Annotated in this window: 25 protein-coding genes, 1 tRNA gene and 1 pseudogene; 10 read left to right on the top strand and 17 right to left on the bottom strand. The window is 71.8% G+C overall.

All coding sequences use genetic code 11. From position 1 onward, the window contains the following. Positions 1–492, top strand: a 492-nt coding sequence (locus AC1DV7_RS16300; protein ID WP_477598323.1) for a SelB domain-containing protein, incomplete at its 5' end; no start/stop codon positions are given. On the opposite strand, the gene AC1DV7_RS16295 is transcribed toward AC1DV7_RS16300, so the two are convergent. The 6 genes from AC1DV7_RS16295 to AC1DV7_RS16270 all read right to left on the bottom strand — a co-directional run bounded on the left by AC1DV7_RS16295 (position 482) and on the right by AC1DV7_RS16270 (position 5,735). Further along, positions 482–2,047, bottom strand: a complete 1,566-nt coding sequence (locus AC1DV7_RS16295) for an LGFP repeat-containing protein (RefSeq protein ID WP_477598321.1) — start codon at positions 2,045–2,047, stop codon at positions 482–484. The two genes, AC1DV7_RS16300 and AC1DV7_RS16295, sit on opposite strands and share 11 nt — an antisense overlap. Then, positions 2,044–2,577, bottom strand: a complete 534-nt coding sequence (locus AC1DV7_RS16290; protein WP_477598320.1) for a hypothetical protein — start codon at positions 2,575–2,577, stop codon at positions 2,044–2,046. Before AC1DV7_RS16290 ends, AC1DV7_RS16295 begins: the two co-directional genes overlap by 4 nt. 5 nt (positions 2,578–2,582) lie before the next feature. Beyond that, on the bottom strand, positions 2,583–3,179 hold the full coding sequence (locus AC1DV7_RS16285) for an urease accessory protein UreH domain-containing protein (protein WP_477598318.1): 597 nt from the start codon (positions 3,177–3,179) through the stop codon (positions 2,583–2,585). 91 nt (positions 3,180–3,270) lie between these two features. Beyond that, positions 3,271–4,179 carry a hypothetical protein gene (locus AC1DV7_RS16280; protein ID WP_477598316.1) on the bottom strand — a complete coding sequence of 303 codons (909 nt, stop codon included), beginning with the start codon at positions 4,177–4,179 and terminating at the stop codon, positions 3,271–3,273. A 3-nt stretch (positions 4,180–4,182) separates the two neighbouring features. Continuing rightward, complete coding sequence (locus AC1DV7_RS16275) at positions 4,183–4,737, bottom strand: MauE/DoxX family redox-associated membrane protein (protein WP_477598315.1); 555 nt, start codon at positions 4,735–4,737, stop codon at positions 4,183–4,185. Positions 4,738–4,913: 176 nt separating this feature from the next. Continuing rightward, positions 4,914–5,735: a hypothetical protein gene (locus AC1DV7_RS16270; protein WP_477598313.1), complete on the bottom strand. Its 822-nt coding sequence runs from the start codon at positions 5,733–5,735 to the stop codon at positions 4,914–4,916. A gap of 160 nt (positions 5,736–5,895) precedes the next feature. Between AC1DV7_RS16270 and AC1DV7_RS16265 the strand changes: the two genes are divergently transcribed. Together AC1DV7_RS16265 and AC1DV7_RS16260 are read left to right on the top strand one after the other, a co-directional pair. Then, positions 5,896–6,414, top strand: a complete 519-nt coding sequence (locus AC1DV7_RS16265; protein WP_477598311.1) for a peptidylprolyl isomerase — start codon at positions 5,896–5,898, stop codon at positions 6,412–6,414. A gap of 90 nt (positions 6,415–6,504) precedes the next feature. Next, positions 6,505–7,392, top strand: a complete 888-nt coding sequence (locus tag AC1DV7_RS16260; RefSeq protein WP_477598309.1) for a rhomboid family intramembrane serine protease — start codon at positions 6,505–6,507, stop codon at positions 7,390–7,392. Between the two features lie 211 nt (positions 7,393–7,603). Here the strand turns inward: AC1DV7_RS16260 and AC1DV7_RS16255 are convergent, their stop codons facing one another. Beyond that, on the bottom strand, positions 7,604–7,852 hold the full coding sequence (locus AC1DV7_RS16255) for a cell division protein CrgA (RefSeq protein WP_477598308.1): 249 nt from the start codon (positions 7,850–7,852) through the stop codon (positions 7,604–7,606). A gap of 76 nt (positions 7,853–7,928) precedes the next feature. Here AC1DV7_RS16255 and AC1DV7_RS16250 point away from each other — a divergent pair, with 76 nt between their 5' ends. From AC1DV7_RS16250 to AC1DV7_RS16235, 4 genes are read left to right on the top strand one after another with little or no spacing between them, the layout of a single operon-like run. After that, positions 7,929–8,681, top strand: a complete 753-nt coding sequence (locus AC1DV7_RS16250; protein ID WP_477598307.1) for a DUF881 domain-containing protein — start codon at positions 7,929–7,931, stop codon at positions 8,679–8,681. Beyond that, positions 8,678–9,373, top strand: coding sequence for a class E sortase (locus AC1DV7_RS16245; RefSeq protein WP_477598305.1), 696 nt, complete (start codon positions 8,678–8,680; stop codon positions 9,371–9,373). The genes AC1DV7_RS16250 and AC1DV7_RS16245 overlap by 4 nt, the downstream gene beginning before the upstream one ends. Then, complete coding sequence (locus AC1DV7_RS16240) at positions 9,373–9,594, top strand: hypothetical protein (RefSeq protein ID WP_477598303.1); 222 nt, start codon at positions 9,373–9,375, stop codon at positions 9,592–9,594. The genes AC1DV7_RS16245 and AC1DV7_RS16240 overlap by 1 nt, the downstream gene beginning before the upstream one ends. Next, positions 9,591–10,253 carry an aminodeoxychorismate/anthranilate synthase component II gene (locus AC1DV7_RS16235; protein ID WP_477598302.1) on the top strand — a complete coding sequence of 221 codons (663 nt, stop codon included), beginning with the start codon at positions 9,591–9,593 and terminating at the stop codon, positions 10,251–10,253. Before AC1DV7_RS16240 ends, AC1DV7_RS16235 begins: the two co-directional genes overlap by 4 nt. 188 nt (positions 10,254–10,441) lie before the next feature. On the opposite strand, the gene pknB is transcribed toward AC1DV7_RS16235, so the two are convergent. Genes pknB through AC1DV7_RS16200 form a run of 7 tightly spaced genes read right to left on the bottom strand, consistent with a single transcriptional unit; the run spans position 10,442 to position 19,276 of the window. Beyond that, positions 10,442–12,307, bottom strand: a complete 1,866-nt coding sequence (gene pknB, locus AC1DV7_RS16230; RefSeq protein WP_477598300.1) for a Stk1 family PASTA domain-containing Ser/Thr kinase — start codon at positions 12,305–12,307, stop codon at positions 10,442–10,444. Beyond that, on the bottom strand, positions 12,304–13,725 hold the full coding sequence (locus tag AC1DV7_RS16225) for a serine/threonine-protein kinase (RefSeq protein ID WP_477598298.1): 1,422 nt from the start codon (positions 13,723–13,725) through the stop codon (positions 12,304–12,306). The genes pknB and AC1DV7_RS16225 overlap by 4 nt, the downstream gene beginning before the upstream one ends. Then, positions 13,722–15,182 carry a peptidoglycan D,D-transpeptidase FtsI family protein gene (locus AC1DV7_RS16220; RefSeq protein ID WP_477598297.1) on the bottom strand — a complete coding sequence of 487 codons (1,461 nt, stop codon included), beginning with the start codon at positions 15,180–15,182 and terminating at the stop codon, positions 13,722–13,724. Before AC1DV7_RS16220 ends, AC1DV7_RS16225 begins: the two co-directional genes overlap by 4 nt. Beyond that, positions 15,179–16,555: an FtsW/RodA/SpoVE family cell cycle protein gene (locus tag AC1DV7_RS16215; protein ID WP_477598295.1), complete on the bottom strand. Its 1,377-nt coding sequence runs from the start codon at positions 16,553–16,555 to the stop codon at positions 15,179–15,181. Before AC1DV7_RS16215 ends, AC1DV7_RS16220 begins: the two co-directional genes overlap by 4 nt. A gap of 1 nt (position 16,556) precedes the next feature. Further along, positions 16,557–17,906 carry a PP2C family protein-serine/threonine phosphatase gene (locus AC1DV7_RS16210; protein WP_477598293.1) on the bottom strand — a complete coding sequence of 450 codons (1,350 nt, stop codon included), beginning with the start codon at positions 17,904–17,906 and terminating at the stop codon, positions 16,557–16,559. Between the two features lie 11 nt (positions 17,907–17,917). Next, positions 17,918–18,430 (bottom strand): FHA domain-containing protein FhaB/FipA, encoded by a 513-nt coding sequence (locus tag AC1DV7_RS16205; RefSeq protein ID WP_477598291.1) that lies wholly within the window; start codon positions 18,428–18,430, stop codon positions 17,918–17,920. A gap of 9 nt (positions 18,431–18,439) precedes the next feature. Continuing rightward, a complete protein-coding gene (locus AC1DV7_RS16200) occupies positions 18,440–19,276 on the bottom strand; it encodes an FhaA domain-containing protein (RefSeq protein WP_477598289.1) in 837 nt (278 codons plus the stop codon). A 212-nt stretch (positions 19,277–19,488) separates the two neighbouring features. Between AC1DV7_RS16200 and AC1DV7_RS16195 the strand changes: the two genes are divergently transcribed. Then, positions 19,489–19,571: transfer RNA gene (locus tag AC1DV7_RS16195), tRNA-Leu, on the top strand. A 124-nt stretch (positions 19,572–19,695) separates the two neighbouring features. On the opposite strand, the gene AC1DV7_RS16190 is transcribed toward AC1DV7_RS16195, so the two are convergent. Then, positions 19,696–19,974, bottom strand: a complete 279-nt coding sequence (locus AC1DV7_RS16190; RefSeq protein WP_477598287.1) for a hypothetical protein — start codon at positions 19,972–19,974, stop codon at positions 19,696–19,698. A 357-nt stretch (positions 19,975–20,331) separates the two neighbouring features. Between AC1DV7_RS16190 and AC1DV7_RS16185 the strand changes: the two genes are divergently transcribed. Continuing rightward, positions 20,332–21,006 carry a hypothetical protein gene (locus AC1DV7_RS16185; protein ID WP_477598286.1) on the top strand — a complete coding sequence of 225 codons (675 nt, stop codon included), beginning with the start codon at positions 20,332–20,334 and terminating at the stop codon, positions 21,004–21,006. A gap of 139 nt (positions 21,007–21,145) precedes the next feature. Here the strand turns inward: AC1DV7_RS16185 and AC1DV7_RS16180 are convergent, their stop codons facing one another. Continuing rightward, positions 21,146–21,343 carry a hypothetical protein gene (locus AC1DV7_RS16180; RefSeq protein ID WP_477598284.1) on the bottom strand — a complete coding sequence of 66 codons (198 nt, stop codon included), beginning with the start codon at positions 21,341–21,343 and terminating at the stop codon, positions 21,146–21,148. 234 nt (positions 21,344–21,577) lie between these two features. Between AC1DV7_RS16180 and AC1DV7_RS16175 the strand changes: the two are divergent. Continuing rightward, positions 21,578–21,679 (top strand): annotated as a pseudogene (locus tag AC1DV7_RS16175) (DUF2510 domain-containing protein); the annotation flags it as partial. On the opposite strand, the gene AC1DV7_RS16170 reads toward AC1DV7_RS16175, so the two are convergent. After that, on the bottom strand, positions 21,679–21,930 hold a 252-nt coding region (locus AC1DV7_RS16170; protein ID WP_477598325.1), incomplete at its 5' end, for a hypothetical protein. The pseudogene AC1DV7_RS16175 and the gene AC1DV7_RS16170 overlap by 1 nt on opposite strands.

Below are 21,930 nucleotides of genomic sequence, written 5' to 3'. Positions count from 1 at the left end.
ACCCCGGCGGGCGCGGCGGCCCCCGCGCACGCGGCGACACCGGCACACGCGGCCGCCCCCGCGCGCACCCGAGCGCCCACCGCCAAGGGTGCGGGTCAGGCCACCCTGATGGCCTGGCTGGCCGAGCACCCGCTCGACCCACCGACCCGTGACCAGCTCGACCAGTGGAGCCTCACCCCTGCTGCTCTCGCGACAGCCGCGGAGGCCGGTGACGTGCTCCGGATCGGTGGCGTCGTGTTGGCCGGGGACGCCCTCGCCCGGGCCGAGGCCGCCGTACGGATGCTCGATCAGCCGTTCACCGTGGGCGAGGCGGCGCGGGCGATGGGTACCAGCCGCCGGGTCGCCGTCCCACTGCTGGAGCGCCTCGACGCCCGGCTGGTGACCCGCCGCCGCGACGACGGCGCGCGCGAGCTGCGTGCCCCCGGCACCGAAGGGGGCAGGAGCGGGTGGGAAGGGCCGCCGACCGACGAGGGCGAGCCCCTCAGGTCGTGATCGTGCCGCCCTCGAACCGGCAGGTCAGCGAGCCACCTGAACCGGCGGTGGTGTCCGTCAGGGGGTAGCCGTAGCGGCCACCCGCGCCACCGGCGGCCTTCCACTGGGTGAGCACGGCGCCATACACGCGGCGGGCCGGGCTCCCGTGGAGGGCCCACAGCTCACCGCCCTGGAACACCTGGTGCGATCCCCGAGCCTCGGTGACCATCGCCGCGTTGGGATAGCGCAGCACACCGTCATAGCGGCCCGTCGCGGCCCAGGCTACGTCCATGACGCCCGGGACCAGCTGGGGGCTGGTGCTGGCCGAGTCGGTGAGCGAACCACCCTCGAACTTCTGGATCCACCCGCCGTCCGGGTGACCGAACGTGGCGCCGAAGGTCGGGTAGCCGAGCACGCCGTTCTCGCGACCAGCCGCCACCCACATCGTGTAGCGCGCCTCGTTGACGCTCTGGGCCGACGTTCCGGCCGAGTCGGTGACCGCGCCGCGCTGGAAGGTCTGGATCCATCCGCTGTTGCGCAGTCCAGTCTTCAGCGCAGACGTGGGATAACCCAGCACGCCTGACTCGCGCCCTGCGGCAACCCACTTGCGGTAGCTCTCACCGGCAACCACCTGGGTGGAGGTGCTCGCGGAGTCCGTGATGGCCCCCTTCTCGAACAGCTGGATCCACCCGCCGTCCGGTCGGCCGTTGACCTGGTCGGACGCGGGGTACCCGAGGACTCCCCGGACACCGCCCGCGCCCTGCCACACCCTGTCGACGAAGGCCGACACGGCCCGCGTGCCGTTGGTGGGGTTCGTGACGATCTTGCCGCCCTGGTACTGGACGTAGGCACCGCGACCGTCGCCCACCTGGCGCACCGGCCCGGCCGAGGCCTTGAGGTAGGAGCCCTGCTCGCCGAGGTTGCGGTACTTCAGCGAGATCGAGCCCCACACGGGCAGGGCCGGGGCGCTGTGCTCGCTCGTGCGGTTGTCGGAGAGCGACGTCGTGGTGCAGCTGGCCCACTTGTAGGGCGCCACGCAGCTCACGACGCGACAGTGCACGCCACCGCTGCACTTGACCTGGGTGTTGCACTGGCCATAGCGGAATGCGTTGCAGCAGATCCGGCGCCGGTCGCAGGTGGCCGACGAGCCGGTGCCGCAGGAGCAGCTCCAGCACCTCGAGTCACACATGTTGTCGCTGCAGCCGGTCGTGCACTTGGAGCAGCTGGCGTTGCAGTCGACGATGTAGCGGTAGCCGCCACCACACCACGACGAGCCGGCGGCCTTCCACCAGCCCGCGGCGAAGCTGCCCGGCGGGCAGGCGTTCACCCCGTTGTTGACCGTGGCGCAGAAGACCGTCCAGCCGCTCGACGCGGTGTTGCCGGGACCGCAGATGGTGGCGTAGGCCGCCACGGGCCGCAGGGCGTACTCCTTGGGCTTGGTGGCCAGGGCGGTTGCGGCGACCGTCGCGCCGACGAGGACGTCTCGTCGTGAGGCCGGGCGCAGCCGGCGCGACAGAGAGCCGACCAACCCCGCCAGCCCGCCTGGCCCGGCGTTGAGGTCGTCGAGGGTGCTCACGGTCGTCCTCCTCGGCGGGACAGAGTGGCCCGGTCGGTGATCTGGATGCTGCGCACCAGCTGGGCGGCGCGCGGCACCGAGGCCATCCGGCGGGCGTGGCTGCCCAGGACGGTGAACAGGCAGAACGCCCTGCCGCCGGAGCTGAAGAAGTGCTGGGACGCGCTCATGCCCGGCAGGGGGCGCTGCAGCCGGTTGGGGCCGAACTGCGACGGCGCCAGCCGCGGCAGGCCCTGCTTCTCGAACAGGCCGACGTCGGCCACCTCTGCGCCGTAGTCGACCAGCGCCACGAAGATGTCGTCCGGCGCGAGCAGGTCCACGACCCCGCTGCCGAAGTCACCCCGGTCAGCAGGCATGGCCCGGGTGCAGGCGTGCAGCACCCCGCGGGTCACGTCGACGGCCCCTGGGGCGAGCACCCGCGAGCCCCGGGCGGCGGACGCGGGCGGCTCGGCCGGCTCGGCGCCGGGGCGACGGGTCACCGCGACCTGCCAACCACGGGGCGCGACAGCCCTCAACCCGAAGTCGTCAGCCACGGCACTCAACTCCCAACTGCGGCGGCGAGCAGGATCGCTGCCGCTCCTCCCAGGGCCACCTTAGCCGCGACTGCTGCCGGATTTGCCCATCTTTCGACCCGGGTGAAGACGCGGTGCAGGCCGTCACGGTCGGCCACCCCCGCCATCAGCAGGGACGGCACTGCCCGCCCCACCCCGAACGTCGCGCCCACGAGCAGCCCGGCACCGAGGTGACCGGTGAGCGCCGCGAGCAGCACCACGGCATACGTGCTCGCACTCGTGATGATCGTGACCAGGCCGAACCCGAGCTGCGCCCCGAACCCCACGCCGTAGACCCAGCCGCGGTAGCGGGTGAGCCACTGCTCGTCGACCTGGCGGCGCCACGACGGCACGGACGGGGCGTTGCGCAGGTCCAGCGCCAGTCCGACCAGAAGCAGCACCGCCACGACGACCAGGGCCCAGCGCGACCCTCGGATGTCGTCGGGCACGGCCGAGCCGAGCAGGGCGGCGAGGCCTCCGACCGCGAGTCCCCCGGCCAGGGATCCGAGGAGGTATGCCGTGGTGGTCAGCCACCAGCGGGAGTTGCGGGCCCGCTCGCCGAGCGGGCTGATGCTCGAGAGCATCGACTCGCCTCAAGGCGACCAGGTCGCCCGGACCGCGGCGACCGCGGCCATGGGCAGACCCAGGGCGAGGGCGAGGGCGGTGACGGACACGTCAGTGGCCGTGGGTGTGCTCGTGGGGGTGGGCGTGCTCGTGGGGGTGGGCGTGGTCGTGCACGTGGTCGTGGTCGTGCACGTGATCGTGGGCGGCCGGGTCGACGTGGGCCGACGGGGCCTCGGCATCGGGTGACTCGTAGAGGCTGGGGTCGCCCGGCGCCACGCCGGCTGCTCGGAGCTCGGCGTCCATCCGGGGCAGGCTGTCGCGCTCGCCACGACCCAGCTCGTCACCGCCCAGCAGCCCGGGTCCGGTGCGGCCGGCCGCTGCGCGCGCCTCGTCGTTGTCGGCGACCCCCTGGGCCATCAGGTCACGGACCTGCGCCCACGTGGTCGCCGAACCCTCGCCCGTGACGACGCCACCCTCGACGTAGACGAAGTAGGGCGATCCCGGGATGTCGTAGTCGACCCACGCCGCCGAGGACTGGACGACGGCACGGTCGCCCGCGAGCGAGCGCAGGCTCGACGGCGACTCCTCGGCGGACCCCTTCGCGATGATCGCCAGGTCACCGTTGCCGGGCACGTCGACCGGGCCCTGGAACTCGTCCCAGAAGGTCTGGCACACGCTGCATCCACTGGTGAGGAACGCCAGCAGGGTGCGCGAACCCGGGGTGCTCACGGTGACGTGCCGCTCGGTCCGGTCGAGGTCGGTGCCGACGATGTCGTGTGCGCGGGCGGAGTCCTTGCGGGTCGCCTGGACCACGCCAGACTCGAGCTCGACGGGCACGGGTCCCGGCTTGCCGCCAGTCGTGGCGGTCGTGACGCCGGTGCCGGCCTCACGCTCGAGCTCGAGCCCGGCGCCGAGCTCGTGGAGCGCCTTGAGGATGAGGGCGTGGCTGCGCAGCAGGCCGAGGACGAGGACCCCGAGCAGCACGATGGCGACGCCCTCGGCGATGACGGCGGCGAGCATGCGTCAGTCCCCCGTGGTGGGTCGGGACGTGCCCTGGCGGGACGTCGTGCGGATGGCGGCGGGCGCCGTGGTCGGCAGGACCGCCATGACCTGCCAGGCGAGGAACGCGATCACGACGGCCAGTCCGCCCGTGGTCACGACGGTCGCGTCGACCCCGGACCAGGCGCCGGATGGCGGGTCGATGGCCACGACTGCTGCGGTCAGTGCGCCGGCCGCGGTGAGGACGAGGTGGGTGCGGGTGGCAGGGGTGTCCGGCTTGCCGAAGCAACCGCACGACCCGAGCACCCCGCCCCGGGCCAGGACCCAGCCCACGAAGGCCGTGAAGACGAGGTATGCCGTGGCCACCAGCGCCGCGCCCAGCCGCCCGGGGGCGACGAGGGCCCACACCCCCACCAGCACCTCACCGACGGCGAAGGCGCGCACGATGTGGCGACCAGCCGGCAAGCCAGCGGTGCGCAGGGCCCGCACCAGCGGGAGGGGGTCGACGACCTTGGGGACCCCGGCCACCACGAGCAGCCCCGCCGCGGCGAGGAACGGTCCGGCAGCCAGGTCCCACATGCGTTGCCACGCTACCTGTTGGTGCGGTGATTTCGTGCTCGGGATCTGCCGGGTCTCGCCAATCCGGCCCTTTGACGAAGTCCTGCTAGCAGGGGAAAGCGAAAGGTGGACAGGTTGCAACCTGTCCACCTTTCGCCAAACCCTGCTAGCAGAGGTTGGTGAAGAGCCCGGGGGCGTCAGTCGACCGAGTCCTTGACGTCCTCGGCCTTGTCGGCGACGTCCTCGGCAGCGTCCTCGACGGAGTCCGCTGCCTGGCCGGCGGCGTGCTTGCCGGTCGAGGTGACCTTGTCCTTGGCTTCGGCGGTGGCGTCGGCGACCTTGTCCTTGGCCGCTGCCGCCTTGTCCTTGACGGTGTCGGCCGCCGTGCTCGCCTTGTCCTTGGCGGCGTCGGTGAAGCTCGACACCGACGAGCCGCGGCCGGTGGTCGGTGCGGTGTACGGGTCCTCGAGGGGCGTGGCCCAGGGGTCCTCGCGCGGGGCGCGCTTGCGGAACGCGGCGGCTGCTGCAGCGGCCGCAGCCAGCAGGCCCAGGATCACCAGGAACGAGCGTCCCTTGCGGCGCTTCGCGACCCGGTCTCCCTTGAGGACCGCGAGGGCGTCGGGTGCCCGGTCGGACGTCTCGACGGCGGCCTCCTTGGCGGCGACAGATGCGGCGGCGACGGCCGCGATGGCCTCGGCCACCTTGGGCAGCAGCGAGTCGACGATGGTGTCGCGCGCGGTGTCGACCTTGGGCGCGAGGCCCTCGACGGCACCCTGCAGCTTGGGGGCGGCGACCTCGATGCCGTGGTCCACGTGCGGCTTGGCCCAGTCGCGGGCTGCCTCCACGTGGGGCTTGCTCCAGTCCTTGGCACTGACCGCTGCCGTGGCAGCGCGTTCCTTGGCGACGCCGGCGGTCGGAGCGACGCGCTCCTTGAGGGCTGCGGCGTACTCGGCGGCGGTGTGCGCGCCGGTGGTGACCTTGTCGGTGGCCTGCTCGGTCTTGCTCTTGGTGCGGAACACCATTGCCTCCTACAGGTTGCTGGATGGACTGCTCGCGATGACGCTTCCTCACCCATCCTGCCTTGTTTCCGCTGGTGAGCAAGCCCGTGGGGGTCGTCGCCGGGTGGCCCGGGACCTCCGGGAGAGCTCTGCGCGGACGGCTCGTGGAAGGATGACCAGCATGGACGTCACCCTCAAGACCAACCACGGCGACATCAACGTCACGCTGTTCCCCGACCACGCCCCCAAGACCGTCAAGAACTTCGTCGGTCTGGCCAAGGGCGAGCAGGAGTACCGCGATGACGCGGGTCGCTCCAACCCCACGCCGTTCTTCGACGGCCTCGTCTTCCACCGGATCATCCCGGGGTTCATGGTCCAGGGCGGCTGCCCGCTGGGCCAGGGCTTCGGCGGTCCGGGTTACACCTTCGACGACGAGATCAGCCCCGACAAGGACTTCACCAAGCCCTACATGCTCGCCATGGCCAACGCCGGCAAGCGGATGGGCAAGGGCACCAACGGGTCGCAGTTCTTCATCACCGTCGGGGCCACGACGTGGCTCCAGGGCAAGCACACCATCTTCGGTGAGGTTGCTGACGGCCCGAGCCGCGAGGTCGTCGACAAGATCGCCGCTGTGCCCACCGGTGCGAACGACAAGCCGGTCGAGGACGTTGTCATCGAGTCGGTCGTCGTCCACGACTGACCGCACGTCAACGACTGACTCCACCGAGGTCGGGTCGACCGCACCGGTCCCACGGGCCGGTGCGGTCCCCCGACGGGGAAGGCACCGCGCATGAGTGAGCCATCGGCATACCCTCAGCAGGAGGCGCCGCCAGTGTGCCCACGCCACCCGGACCGGGTGGCCTACGTGCGGTGCCAGCGGTGCGCCAGGCCGGTGTGTCCCGAGTGCCAGCGCCCGGCCGCGGTCGGTGTCCAGTGCGTCGACTGCGTGCGCGAGCAGGCACGGTCGGTCCGCTCGACCCGGACCGTGTTCGGCGGCAACGTCACCGACACCCCCGTGGTGTCGTATGCGGTCATCGGGCTCTGCGCGCTCGTCTACGTCGCGCAGGTGGTGCGGCCGGGCCTCACCGGTGACATCGCGTTCGTGCCCTTCCTCGGCGAGCGCGAGCCGTGGCGCTTCCTCACGGCCGCGTTCGCGCACGGCAACGTCACCCACATCCTGTTCAACATGCTGGCGCTGTGGATGGTGGGCGCCCAGTACCTCGAGCGGCTGCTGGGGGCGGGGCGGTACGCCGCCGTCTACCTCGTGAGCGCCCTGGGTGGCTCGGTCTGCTACCTGCTCATGTCGTTCCCGCCCCAGACGGCGCAGGAGGCGCAGGACAGCCTCTGGCTGCAGGGCGCGGTCGGTGCCTCGGGGGCGGTGTTCGGGCTGTTCGGCGCACTGCTCGTGCTCAACCGGCACCTCGGGCGGTCGTCGGCCGGGATGTACGTGACCATCGGCCTCAACGCGGTCATCGGCTTCGTGGTGCCCAACGTCGCGTGGCAGGCCCACCTCGGCGGTCTCATCACCGGAGCTGCCGTGGCTGCGGTCATCGCCGCCACGCGCACCAAGGAGCGGCAGGCGCTGCAGTGGCCCGGGATCGCCCTGGTGCTCGTCGTCCTGGTCGCCCTGGCCGTCGCCAAGTACGCCCTGACCCCGGCCATCGGCGCGGTCGTCTGACGCACCCGTCGTTCCGTGCCCGCTGTCCGGTCCCCGTCGTCCGCAGTGGACCCACCTACGACATTCGTCGTATTACAGCGGTGTCATTCATCCCCAGCTGTGCACAAACCTGTGGATAACCCGGGCGGGCCCTGCGTCGGCTTCACCGCCCTCACCGGTCGGCGGGCCGGCGGGCTGGCCCGCGCCCGGGTGGCGAGCGGCTGGCGTGCTGCTACCGCCAGCGGGTCGTCATGGCGAAGCCGGTGAGCATGAGGCCGAAGCCGACGCCGAGGTTCCAGCGACCGATCGACTCGATCGGGAACTGCTGGCTCGTGATGTAGAAGACGACGATCCACAGCAGGCCGACGACCATGAGGGTCAGCATCACCGGCACGAACCAGGGCGGGTTGCCCACCTTGGCCTTCGAGGGCTTCGGGGGTGCGGTGTAGACCCGCTTGTCGCGGCCCTTGGACTCTGGCACGAGAACTCCTAGCACGTGGTACGGCACCATGGACGGCTGTCGGGGCCGCCCGGACGTGTGGCATAGCGTAGTGCCCATGGTGGACCAGAGGCTGACGTGGCTGACGCGTCGACCCACGCCCTGGTCCGCCGTCGTGCCGCTCGTCGCCCTCGCCGCCGGTGCGCTCTTCGCGACGAGCGCCGCCACGGCCAAGGGCACCGACCTGCGCTCGTCGGGCTCCGACCTGCCCGGCCTGATCCGCGAGGAGACCCGCGACAACACCGTCGCCGCGCGCGACCTGAGCTCCCTGCGGGCCGAGGTCGACCGGCTCTCGGCGCAGCAGGCCCCCGGCGACCTCCGGGTGACCCAGGTCAACGCCAAGGCCGACGCGCTCGCCCTCGCCGCAGGCACGCAGACGGTCACCGGCCCGACCCTGCGGGTCCGGCTCGACGACGCCGCCAACGTGCCCAGCCCGTTGCCCGACGGCTTCAGCGTCGACGACTACGTCGTGCACCAGCAGGACGTGCAGGCCGTGGTCAACGCGCTGTGGGAGGGCGGCGCCGAGGCGATGATGCTGATGGACCAGCGGGTCATCTCGACCAGCGCGGTCCGCTGTGTCGGCAACACCCTGATCCTGCAGGGCCGGGTCTACTCCCCGCCCTACGCCATCACGGCCATGGGTGACCAGCAGGCCATGCGCCGATCGCTCGACACCAACCCCACGGTCTCGATCTACCGCGACTACGTCGGGGCGGTCGGGCTCGGCTACGACGTCTCCACACAGGCCTCGACGACCTTCCCGGCGTACGCCGGCTCGATCAACCTCCAGCACGCCCGGGTGGCCAAGTGAAGGCGCTGCGGTGGGTCGTCGGGATCTTCGGCGACCTGTGCCTGACCGCGGGGCTGGTGCTGCTGCTGTTCGTCGGATGGCAGCTGTGGTGGACCGACGTCACCGCCAACCGCGAGCAGTCCGGCACCGTCCAGGCGCTGACGCGCGACTTCGGGTCGGGCCCCACGGCGTCGGCGTCGGCGCCGCCCCGCACCGCGCCAGCGGCCGTGCCGTTCGGCAAGGCCTTCGCCATCCTGCGGATCCCGCGGCTCGGCGCCGACTACGCCCGTCCGATCCTCGAGGGCACCGGTCACGACGTGCTCGAACAAGGGCTCGGCCACTACCACGGCACCGCGATGCCCGGCACGGTGGGCAACTTCGCCGTGGCGGGTCACCGGACGACCTACGGTCGCCCGCTGCACGACATCGACCGGCTGCGTGCCGGCGACACGATCGTCGTCGAGACCAAGACGACCTTCAGCGTGTATGCCGTGCGCCGTCACGTCATCGTCGCCCCCACCCAGGTGGACGTCCTGCTGCCGGTGCCGCAGAAGCGGGGGGCCACACCGACCGTCGGCACGCTGACCCTGACGGCCTGCCACCCGAAGTACTCCGCGGCCCAGCGCTACGTCGTGTTCGCGGAGCTGGTCGACACCTATCCCCGGTCCGAGGGCTTGCCCTCGGGCACCCTCGACACCCCGAAGGGGACCTGATGCTCTACGGCGCGATCTGGCGGGCCCTGCCCGGACCTCTTGCGGTCAAGCTGCTGCTCTCGCTCGTCCTCGTCCTGGCCGTCGTGGCCTTCTGCTTCCTCTGGCTGTTCCCGAGGATCGCTCCGTCGATGCCGTTCAACGACAACACGGTCGACCCGGCAGCCGGCGCCGGCGCGGCATACTCCCTGCACCACACCCTCCCGCAGGAGGACCGGGCATGACGCGCATCCTCGTGGTCGACAACTACGACAGCTTCGTCTTCACCATCGTCGGCTACCTGCAGCAGCTCGGGGCGGACTGCGACGTCGTGCGCAACGACGCGGTGTCCGCCGCCGACGCCGAGGGCTATGACGGGGTGCTCGTCTCCCCTGGCCCCGGGACGCCCGAGGAGGCCGGGGTCTCGATGGCGATGATCGAGGGCTGCGCCGAGCGCGCCCAGCCGATGCTCGGCGTGTGCCTCGGCCACCAGGCGCTGGGGGTCGTGGCCGGAGCCACGGTGGGGCGCGCCCCGGAGCTGCTGCACGGCAAGACCTCGCTCGTGGTGCACGACGACACGGGCGTCCTCGAGGGGCTCGCGAGTCCGTTCACGGCGACGCGCTACCACTCGCTGACCATCGACCCGCCGACCCTGCCCGACTCGCTGGTCGCCAACGGGCACACCCGCAGCGGGATCATCATGGCGGTGCGACACCGTGACCTGCCGTTGCACGGCGTGCAGTTCCACCCCGAGAGCGTCCTCACCGAGGGTGGTCACCGCATCCTCGCGAACTGGCTCGCGGTCTGTGGTGCAACCGATGCCGTCGCGGCCTCCCGTGGCCTCAGCCCGCTGGTCCACGACGCCGAGGGCGTGGCCCGGGCCGTGGCAGCCAACCCGCTCTAGCTCGCCGGCAGGCTTCACGAAGGGACCCCCGCAGGGCCGTGGCGGCCAACCCGGTCTAGGCCACAACTCCGAGGGCTGTGTGGGTGGACGCCCGCAGGGCCGTGGCGGGTCTGGCGGGAGCCCCGGAGCGAAGCGGAGGGGCGGATGGAGGCCCGAGGGCGTCCACCCACGCAGGCGGCCCCCCACTGCTAGGGAGTCGTCCCTGTCGTGGGGGTGACCGGGATGGTGGGCAGGGTCGTCGCGGTGGGCGGCGGCGTGGTCGTCGTCGTGGTGGTCGGGGTCGGCGCCTTGGGCTTGGCAACCGTGATCGTGACCTCGGAGCCGTACTCCGCCTTGGTGCCGGCCTTGACGCTCTGCTTGATGACGGTGCCCTCGGCCTCGGTGCTGTCCTCGTAGACCGTCTTGGTCTCGAAGCCCGCCGCGCCGAGCTCGTCCGCGGCCGCGTTGCGCGTCTTGCCGGTCACCGCAGGCACCTCGGCGAGCCCGCTGGACAAGTAGAGCGTGACCGAGCTGCCCACGGGGATCTCCTGGCCCGAGGCGGGATCGGTCTTGGTCACCTTGCCCTTGTCGACGTCGGTGTTGTCCTCCGCCCTGTTCGACCCGATCCTGAGCCCGAGGTTGTCGAGTGTCGCCTTGGCCTCCTGCTGGGAGTACCCGTGCAGGTCCGGGACGGTGACGCTGTCGGGACCGCTGGAGATGCTGAGCGACACGGTGGAGCCCGCCGCGGCGCTCTCACCACCGCCCGGGCTCTGCTCGACGACGGTGCCGATCTCCTTGGTGCTGTTGACCTGTGAGATCTGCGGGACGAGCCCGACCTTGCGGATCGCCGCCGAGGCCGTGGCCTCGGGCAGGTCGACCACCGTGGGGACGGTCACCTGCTGAGCCGCGGTATTGGGCCGGTCGAGCAAGGACTTGCCAGCCAGGCCGAGCAGGGCCATCGCCCCGACCACCGCCAGAACCAGCAGGACGTACGCGAACCCCCGCCGCCTGCGCGGCTCGTCCTCGTCGGGGTCGTGCCCGATGGCCGGCAGGGTGGCGGTGTTGCCCGGGACGCCGCTGGGGTCGCGGGGGTCCAGCCCGGCGTGTCCCTGGGCCACCAGGACCGTCGCGGCTGCCGCAGCGGAACCCGGCGCCGGGATCGCCATCGTGGGCCCACCACTGCTGCGCTGGGCGGTGCCCCGGGCGGCGTCACTGATCGGGCGCCCGAGCCGCGCGGCCTGCAGGTCGGCACGGAAGGCCGTGGCGTCCTGGTACCGGGCCTCGCGGTCCTTGCTCAGCGCGTGCAGGACCACCGCGTCGAGGGCGGGGGGCACGGCGGGGTTGAACGACGACGGACGCGGCGGCGCCTCGCCGACGTGCTGGTAGGCGATCGCCACGGGCGAGTCGCCCTGGAACGGCGGGCGACCGGTGAGCAGCTCGAAGAGCAGGCACCCGGTCGAGTACAGGTCGGAGCGCGCGTCGACGTGGTGGCCCTGGGCCTGCTCGGGTGAGAGGTACTGGGCCGTCCCGATGACGGCCTGGGTCTGGGTCATCGTCGCGTTGGCGTCGGCGATCGCGCGGGCGATGCCGAAGTCCATCACCTTGATCTCGCCGCGCTCGCCGATCATGACGTTCGCCGGCTTGATGTCACGGTGCACGATCCCCATGCGATGGCTGTAGGCCAGCGCGTCGAGGATGCCCTCGGTGATCCGGGCCGCCTCGACCGGCTCGAGCGGCGACCGGTCGTTGAGGAGCTCGCGCAGGGTCTGGCCCTGGACGTACTCCATGACGATGTAGGGGATCGGCACGATCGCCCCACCCGCCTCGGTCACGTGGTCCTCGCCGGAGTCGTAGACGGCGACGATCGCGGCGTGGTTGAGTCCGGCGGCCGACTGGGCCTCGCGACGGAACCGGTTGATGAACGACGAGTCGCGCGCCAGGTCCGTGCGCAGCATCTTGATCGCGACAGGTCGGGACAGCCGCGTGTCATGGCCGAGGTGCACCTCGGCCATGCCGCCGCGACCGAGCAGGTCCCCGACCTCGTAGCGGCCTCCGAGCAGGAGCGGTGTCGTCACTTCTTCTTGCCCCCCTTGCCCTGCCCCTTGCCCGTGGCGGGCTTGTGGGCGGGCACTGGCGATGTCGTGGCCGACGTCGCGGCCGTAGTGGTCGTGGTGGTCGAGGTGGTGGGCGCGGAGGCCCGGCTGGTCACGGGAGTGGTGGGTTGCGTCGACGGGGACTTCGGGTCGTCGCCCCCGCCGAGGGACATGGCCGCGACGACGATGGCGAGGACGACTCCCGCGGCGCCCACCGGCACGAGCCACCACGGGCGACGTCCGGCGCGACCGGAGTCGGGTTCGGAGTGCGTCGAGGGGCCGCGCGCGTCCGAGCGGGGCACGGCGAGTATGGCGGTGGGCGCCGGTCCGCTGCGCCCCGCCGCTCCGGTGCCGGTCGCTTCGGTGCCGGTCGCTTCGGTGCCGGTCGCCTTTGTCGGGGTCGCGTCCGTGCCAACGACCTCGGTACCGAGGAGCTGGGTGCCGGGGGCCACGGTGCCGAAGGACGGTGACCCGGCCCCGCCCAGACCGGTCTGGGGCGTCACCGGGCCGACCGGCATACCGAGCATGGCGGCCAGTGCACCACCGCTGCCGGGACGGGCGGACGGCTCCTTGGCGAGGGCTGTCATGACGGCCGAGCGCAGCGGCTCCGGCACGGACTCGGGCAGCTCGGGAGCCGCCTGGGTGACGTGCGCCAGGGCCGTCGCGACCATCGACTCGCCGTGGAACGGCCTGCTCCCGGTGAGCAGCTCATGTCCGACGACCCCGAGGGCGTAGATGTCGCTGGCCGCGGTCGCCGGCTCGCCCTGGGCCTGCTCGGGCGAGAGGTAGTGCGGGGTCCCGAGCACCTCGCCGGTGCGGGTCAGGCCGGAGGCCGCCGCGACCCGGGCGATGCCGAAGTCGGTGAGCTTCACGAGGCCCGAGGCGGTCAGCATGATGTTCGCGGGCTTGACGTCGCGGTGGATGACGCCGGCGGTATGCGCGATCTGCAGGGCGAGTGCTGCCTGGCCGATGATGGACGCGACCTCGTCGGCGGGCAGGGCACCGCGCTCGGCCAGGACCTGCGCGAGGGAGCGGCCCTCGACGAGCTCCATGACCAGGTAGGGGTGGTCGTCGTCGTCGCCGAAGTCGAAGACGGTGGCGATGTTGGGGTGCGCGAGGGCCGCGCTGCTGCGGGCCTCGGCGCGGAACCGCGCGCGGAAGTCCCCAGCCTGGGCGGCCCCGGCCCCCGTTCCGGCCCCGTCCCCGGCCCCAGCCTCGGCCAGTGTGGCCGCGGGAGCAGCACCCTCGCCGGTGGCGCCCCCGGCGTGCAGGACCTTGACGGCGACCCGTCGCCCGAGCAGCTCGTCCGTGGCGCGCCACACCGTGCCCATGCCACCGCTGGCGATCGGTTCGTCGAGCCGGTACCGGCCCGAGAGGAGGTGTCCCTGCGTGAGCGTCATGAGCCGAGCACCGCCTGCATGACGGCCTTGGCGATCGGCGCGGCGACGCGTCCGCCGACGGCCTCGTTGCCGAGGCTGCCGCCGTCCTCCACGACCACGGCAACCGCGACGCGGGCCTTGCCGTCCGCGGGGGCGAAGCCGGTGAACCAGGCGTGCGGCGCCTCGCCGTCGCCGTGCTGGGCGGTGCCGGTCTTGCCGGCCACGCTGACGCCGCTGATCTGCGCCGCGGTGCCCGTGCCGCTGCGGACGACGGCCTGCATCATCCGGGTGAGCGCGCTCGCGGTGTCGGCCGAGATCGCCTGCGACAGCTGCTCGGGACCCGGCTCGTCGATGACCTCGAGGTCGGACGAGGTCACCTTGCGGACGAGGTGGGGCCGCATGATCACGCCGTCGTTGGCCACGGCTGCCGAGATCATGGCGACCTGCATCGGGGTCACCTGAACGTCACGCTGGCCGATCGCCGACTGTGCGAGCTGCGGCTTGTCGAGCGCGCTGGGGATTCGGCTGGGGGTGACCGTCATCGGAACGCTGAGCCGGTCGCCGACGCCGAACTTCGCGGCCTGGGCGAGGAAGTCCTTGGTGCCGAGCTCCATCCCGAGCCATCCGAAGGCGGTGTTGCAGGAGATCTCGAGTGCGTGGGTGAGTGTCGTCTTGTTGTCCGGGCCGCAGGCGCGCTTGTCATCGTTGGGCAGCCCGACGCTGGTCTGCGGGAGGTCGAGCGTGGCCGGGCCCGGGATGACCGACTCCTCGGTGAACTTGCCGGACTCCAGCGCCGCCGCCGCGGTCACGATCTTGAACGTCGAGCCGGGCGGGTAGAGGTCGCCGGCGATCGACCGGTTGACCATGGGGCGCTCGCCGTCGGCGTTGAGGTCCTTCCAGGCCGCGGCCACCTTGGAGCTGTCGTGGTTGCTCAGCACCGAGGGGTTGTATGCCGGGTGGCTGACCATCGCGAGGATCTCACCGGTGGCCGGGTCCAGGGCCACGACCGCGCCGCGCTGGTCACCGAGGGCCTTGTCGGCGGCCTTCTGGGCGGCGGGGTTGATCGTGAGCTCGAGGCTGGCGCCCGTCTGGGTCTTGCCGGTGAGCATGTCGGAGACCCGGCGGTAGAACAGCTTGTCGGACGAGCCCGAGAGCAGCGGGTCCTCGGCACCCTCGACGCCGCCGCCTGCTCCGTACGTGAACGAGTAGAACCCGGTGACGTGCGAGTAGAGCTGGCCTTGCGGGTAGGTGCGCAGCCACTTGAGCTCGTCCTTGGTGGCGGTGGACTTCGCGATCGGGGTGCCCCCGACGAGGATTTGACCGCGCTCGCGGGCGTAGTTGGCCAGCAGCGTGCGCCGGTTGTCGGGACGCTCCTGCAGCTCCTTGGCCTGCACGAACTGGATCCAGGTGGAGGCGACGAGCAGCGCGCTGAACAGCACGGCGACGACGCCGGCGAGGCGGCGGATGGGGGCGTTCACCGGACCGCCACCAGCTCGGTCTTGGCCTCACCCGCGGCGCTGGGGCCCTCGGGCAGGTCGGCGACGGGGCGACGGGCCTGGTCGCTGATCCGCAGCAGGATGGCGACGAGCGACCAGTTGGCGAGCAGGGAGGATCCTCCGTAGGACAGGAACGGCATGGTCAGGCCGGTGAGGGGGATGACCCGCGTGACGCCACCGACGACGACGAAGCACTGCAGCGCGACCGAGAACGACAGCCCGGCCGCCAGCAGCTTGCCGAAGCCGTCGCGTACCCCGAGGGCGGTGCGCAGGCCGCGCTCGACCAGCAGGACGTAGAGCACGAGGATCGCGAACAGCCCGACCAGGCCCATCTCCTCGCCGAAGCTGGGGATGATGAAGTCCGACTCGGCGAAGTACGTGAGGTCCGGGCGACCGCGACCCAGGCCCGTGCCGAGGAGCCCACCCGACGCCATACCCATCAGGCCCTTGGCGATCTGGTCGGACTGCCCGGAGGCGAACGGGTCGAGCCAGAGGTGGACGCGCGCCTGCACGTGCCCGAACAGCAGGAAGGCGACGTAGGCGCCGGCGCAGAACAGCGACAGGCCGATCGCGATCCACGAGGTGCGCTCGGTGGCGACGTAGAGCATCGCCACGAACAGCCCGAACAGGAGCAGGGATGAGCCGAGGTCGGTCTCGAACACGAGCACCCCGAGGCTGAGGACCCAGGCGACGAGGATCGGCCCGAGGTCACGACCGCGCGGCAGGGTGAGGCCGAGCACCTTGCGGCCGGCCAGTGACAGCGCGTCCCGGGTCTGCACGAGGTAGCCGGCGAAGAACACGGCCAACGCGATCTTGGCGACCTCGCCGGGCTGGAACGTGAACGGCCCCAGCCCGATCCAGATGCGCGAGCCGTAGACCGAGCGACCGATGCCGGGCACCAGCGGCAGGATCAGCAGCACGAACCCGACGACCGCCGCCGTGAAGGTGAAGCGGCGCAGGGTGCGGTGGTCGTGCAGCACCCACAGGACCCCGGCGGCGATGGCGACGGCGAGGGCGCTCCAGACGAGCTGCTTGAGGGCCAGGCCCCCGCTGATGTCGCGGCCCTTGGCGATGTCGAGCCGGTGGATCATCACCAGGCCCAACCCGTTGAGCAGGGTGACGATCGGGAGCAGCAGCGGGTCGGCGTAGGCGGCCTTCCAGCGCAGGAGCAGGTGGAACGCGAGGGAGATCGCGAGCAGCCCCAGGCCCTGGCTGATGAGGCCGGGCGGGAAGGACCCGGAGGTCGCGAGGCCGACGTTGACGTAGGCGAGCACGACGATCGCGACGGCGATCAGGAGCAGGACCAGCTCGACGTTGCGTCGGGTGCGGGGGCGCAGGCTTGAGACCGTCGTCATGTCAGCCGGTCGTCGACGCCGTGGCCGCCGTGGTGGTGGAGGGGGTGCTGGTGGTGGGGGTGCTGGTGGTGGGCTCCGGCTCTGGGGTCGGCGTGCCGTCGGTGCTGCAGGTGTCGCCGGTGGCCTTGCGGACGGCGCAGCGGCTGGCCTCGAGGCGCAGCTGCTCGACGAGGGCCTGGGCGTCCTTGAGGCTGTCGGACGCCACGGTCGCCTCGACCTTGGCGCGGTAGAAGTCGGGCAGGTCGTCGAGGGCGACCTCGCTCTCCTGCTCGACGTGGGACAGCTTCACCGGCCCCACGTCTTGCGAGATCCCTTGGTAGACAGCGACCTTGCCCGAGTGCTGGCCGACGAAGTACTGGCGCTGGGACCAGACGTACGCGGCATACGTGCCACCGCCGACGATGATGACGGCGACCAGGGCGAGGGCGGCCCGGCGTAGCCAGCGCCCGGGGCCGGACGTGCTGCCCTCCTCGGCGAGGGTCACCTCGTCGTCCTCGGTGCCGTTGGCCTCGCGGGTCAGGGCGGCGGCCTTGGCTGCCGGCGTGACCGGGATGGGGCGCGTGCCCTTCGAGTGGGCGGCGGCGGCACCGACGACCTGGGGCTGCGACGACGAGCCGCCGGACTTGCTGGCATCGACCACGTCACCGATGACGATGGTGACGTTGTCGGGCGCGCCGGCCTTGAGGGCCAGCTCGACGAGGCGGTCGGCCGTGCGGGCAGGCGTCTCGCCGGCTGTGACGATGTCGGAGATGGTGTCGGCGGCGACGTAGTCGGTCAGCCCGTCGGACGCGATGAGGTAGCGGTCGCCGACCCGGGCCTCGCGCACGGTCAGGTCGGGCTCGTCGTCGTCCTGACCGGTGAGGACCCGGGTGACCAGGGAGCGCTGGGGGTGGCCGATGGCCTCGTCGGCCGTGATCCGGCCCTCGTCGACCAGGCTCTGGACGAACGAGTGGTCCTTGGTGATCTGGGTCAGCGTGCCGTCGCGTCCGAGGAACGCCCGCGAGTCGCCGATGTGGGCGAGCACGAGCTTGTTCTGGGAGCGCAGGATCGCGATGAGCGTGGTGCCCATGCCGTGCAGCGACGGGTCGGCCTTGACCATCTCCGCGAGCTCGCGGTTGGCGGACTCGATGCGCTGCAGCAGGGCCTTGCTCGCCTCGGCGCTGCCGAGGGCCTCGCCGTCGAGGTCGACGAGGGCCCCGATCACCACGGACGACGCGATGTCCCCACCGGCGTGGCCGCCCATGCCGTCGGCCATCGCGAGCAGGCGAGGCCCGGCATACCCGGAGTCCTGGTTCTCCGACCGGACCATGCCCACGTCGGAACGGGCGGCGTACTGGAACGAGAAGGGCATCGTCAATGGGCCTATCGCCGCAGCTCGATGACGGTCTTGCCGATGCGCAGCGTGCTGCCGGCCTCGACCCGCACCGGGTTGGTCAGGCGCTCGTTGCCCAGGAACGTGCCGTTCGTGGACCCGAGGTCCTCGACGAACCACGCACCCTCGCGGTGGAAGATCCGCGCGTGCCGGCCGCTGGCGAAGTCGTCGTCGAGGACGAGCGCGCACTCGGGGTTGCGGCCGATCACGGTGCCCGACTCGCGCAGCGGGAGGCTGGTGCCGGTGAGTGTGCCTGCGGTCACGACGAGCGACTGGGGAGCGGACGAGTGTGGCTGGCGCTTGCGCTTGGGCGGTGCCACGGCCGGCTGACCGGGCGGGGTCGCCGGGGCGCGCTGGGGTGCGGGGGCGGGCTTGCGCGGCGTGCGGCTCACGACGCGCGTGCCGTAGATGTCACCGCGCAGGACGCCGACCACGCTGAAGACGAAGATCCACAGGAGGGCCAGCAGGCCGAGACGGATGACGGTCAGGGTGAGCTCACTCATGGGTGGTGCTCACCGCCGACCGGCGCGGAAGACGACGGACGTGCGCCCCACCGTGATCCGGTCGCCGTCGGACAGGCGCTGGCTGCTGATCCGCTCGCTGTTGACGAACGTGCCGTTGGTCGAGCCCATGTCACGGATGCTGGCGACGAGGTGGGGCCCGTCGGTGGTCACGCGGATCTCGCTGTGGCGGCGGGAGATGCCGGGGTCGTCGAGGATGATGTCGGCCGAGTCGTCGCGCCCGAGGACGGTCATGGCGCCCATCAGCGGGTAGCGCTCGCCGTCGACGTCGAGCCAAGGCCGGTCGGCGGGGTTGACCCGCCGGGGCGGGGGCGGCGAGATCGGGGCCTGACGCTGGGTGGCCTCCAGCGCGTCGTCGGTGGGCCGAGGTACCGGGACCGGCGCGGGCGGTGCTGCGGGGCTCGGGGCGGGCGCGCCGCCATCGCCTGCGTCACGGCGGCCCGGGGTGGCACCGGGGCGACGAGCGGTCGAGGTGCGCAGCCGGAAGACGCCGGTCTCGAGGTCGTTGGCGCTGGTGAAGTTGACCTGGAGGGGCCCGCCGGGCTGGTAGCGCTGGGACTCGGCGTGCTCCTGCGCGGCGGCGATGAGCTCCTCCTCGAGCTCCTCGTCGTAGCCGGAGAGGCGCTCGTAGTCGGTGTCGGACAGCTCGATGGTGAACAGGTTGGGCACGATGGTGCGCCCCTGGCCGAGCACGGCGGCCCGGTCGTCCATGGCGCGGCGGATCGCGCTCGCGATCTCGACCGGCTGGACCTCGGACTTGAAGGCACGCGCGAAGGCACCGTTGACGGCGCGCTCGAGGCGCTGCTCAACACGGTCGAACAGTCCCACTGCCCGCTCCTCCTCATCTGGTCCGGCACCCGATCGTAACGGGCTGGACTGGGTGCACCGGTCACGCGCGCCGTCGGATCCGTGCTGACGCCCCCGAGGGCTGGCGCGGTGGGTCACGGTATGCCGTGTGGCCGGGTCCGCGAGGTCCGGCCACGCCCGCGCAGGCCCGGTTTGGAGATCGTGGGGGCGGTACGCCACAATTGGCCGTCCACGCGCAAGTGGCGGAACGGCAGACGCGCTGCGTTCAGGTCGCAGTGTCCGAAAGGGCGTGGGGGTTCAAATCCCCCCTTGCGCACGCGGAAAACGAAGGCCCCCGACCTCACGGTCGGGGGCCTTCGTCGTGACGAGACGCGTGCGCCTGTGGCTGTTCCGCTTCGCGGCGCGATCACCCGCGGGGCGGGCTCGGGGTTCGCGGCCCCTCACAGTGCTGCCTCTGCCTCCGCCTCTGCCCGTGCCTGTTGCTGGTCCGGTATGAGCTGGACGACGACCCTGACGTGGCCCTGGTCGTGCACCACGTGCGCCATGGCGTCGTGGTCGACACCGGCCAGTCGCAGCTGGAGTGGATGCGGCGACTCGAAGTTGCGCCACCACGTCTTGTGCTCCGGCATGCCCACCGTGATCTGTACGGTCGGTCCTTCGATGACGTACATCGCGACGAGCTGGTGGTGCTGACCGGTTCGGCGCCCCAGATAGTCCACCAACGCCAACCGACGCCCGAGCGGTCCACCGGAGCTGCTGCTGAGTATCGGTATCAGCAACCGATTGGCGAGGCTGTTCATCAGGCCTGCAGCCTTGGCGGCTCCGTTGGTTCGGTGAGGTGGTGTGTGGACGGGGATCTCAGCCATTGGTCGACGCTGGTCCACGACCGCTGCAGCCGACAGAGGCGAACGTCCCGCTGTGGCCGCCAAGCCTCCCCGCACTCCTGCGCAAGCAATGAGTGGAGCCCCGGAGAGCAAGCCAGCGTGGGACGTAGTGCTCTGTGCGAGTGGCCTCGAGAGCCGAAGGCTGGCAGGAAGGCATCGCACTGCACGAACCACACAGCGAAGGACTCCACCGTGCACCTCCCCCTGTCCTCGGGAGAAGTCGTCGGGCTGGATGGCTCCGTGCTGATCTCTGCACCCCAGCTGCCTGACCCCCTGCTCCGTAGGTGGGTGGTCTGGACCCTCGGGGGAGAGATGGTTGGCTTCGTCGCGCCGGCCGTCCTCGGAGTGGTCAGCGCGAGGTGGTCATCCGCCGTAGCCGTACCGACGGTTGTTGCGGCGGGAAGCGTGGAGGGCCTCATGCTCGGAGCCGCTCAAGCCCATGCGCTGGCTCCTTCTCTCCCCGGGCTCCGCTCGGCGCGGTTCGCTCTTCTGACGGCGCTCGCGGCCGCCTTGGCCTACACGGTCGGCATGCTTCCGTCCGAGTTGGGGCCCTGGCTGCTGCACGCGCCGCGCCTGCCGGTTGTGCTGGCCGGCACCCTTGCCACCATCGTCCTGCTCGCCTCCATCGGCGTCGCCCAGTGGCTGGAGCTGCGCCGACCCGTCCGTAGGGCTTGGACATGGATTCTGACCACAGCGGCCGCCTGGTTGGCCGGAMTGGTCGCGTTCATGCTCATTGCCACCCCGCTGTGGCATCCCGGACAGCGACCGCTCGTGGCCGTCCTGGTCGGGCTGGTTGCGGCCGGGGCGATGGCGACGACTGTCGCCCTCATCACGGGTGTCTGGATCCAACGACTCATCAGGCGCTGACGAGGCGCTTCAACCCGAGTCCTACCGGACGTCGCAACCCCGCTCGGGCAGGCGGCGAAACCACATGGCGCGGGCAACGGGTGCGCCATACGGACAAACCGAGGGCCCCGACCTCGCGGTCGGGGCCCTCGTCGGGGGGTCAGCCGCCGTAGGGGATGACCGTCCCCGGGTCGACGGTGTCTGCGGGACCCTGGAGCACGGCGCTCTGGTCGTCCGGCGTCTCGAGCTGCACCACGGTGACGACGGCTGCGGTGGCAGCCCCGGCGCCGAGGAGCGCGGACAGGAGAGTCGCGATGATGGCGCCGCGCCTCTTGCGGCGGCGTTCGTCCCTGGCCATGTGGTGGTCCTCCCGTGGTCGTCTACCCAGAGGACGCGCAACGCGCTCGCCGGTGACGCGCGGCCTGTCGGGCAGCCACCCCGGGCGCGACCTGCCTGGCCCGCGCTGGGGGCACCCGCGAACCGAGCTCATCGCACGTTCACCGCGGGTGGCCATGGCCCGTTCGTCGGAGTGGGCGGGCGATCCGATCCGCGTGGCCCCACGGAGCACTAGCCTCCCGGTGACCTGTCCGTTGTGTCCGTCCTGCCAGTGCCGAGGAGATCCGTGAGTCCGCTGCCGCCCGCCGGTTGGTATCCCGACCCCGAGCGTCCGTCGACCCAGCGGTACTGGGACGGTCAGCACTGGACCCCCCACCGCGCCCCGGCGGCGCCTGACGGTCCGCCGCCGGCCAGGCCGCGCCCCATCGGCGTGGTGCTGCTCGCGGCCCTGCTCGCGGCGGCTGTCGCCATCCTCGGCGCCCAGGCCTGGGGGTCCTTGACCTCGGGGGGCTCGGGCACGGTTCCCCCGGTGTCGGTGACCTCGAGCCCGACCGCGACGAGCCGGGCGACGACGCGGGCGGCGGCACCGACCACCGGGCAGACCACGGC

The sequence above is a fragment of the Pedococcus sp. P2_E4 genome, assembly GCF_056403935.1.
Note: the sequence above shows the minus strand (reverse complement) of the source record. Positions and strands in the feature narration are given on the sequence as shown.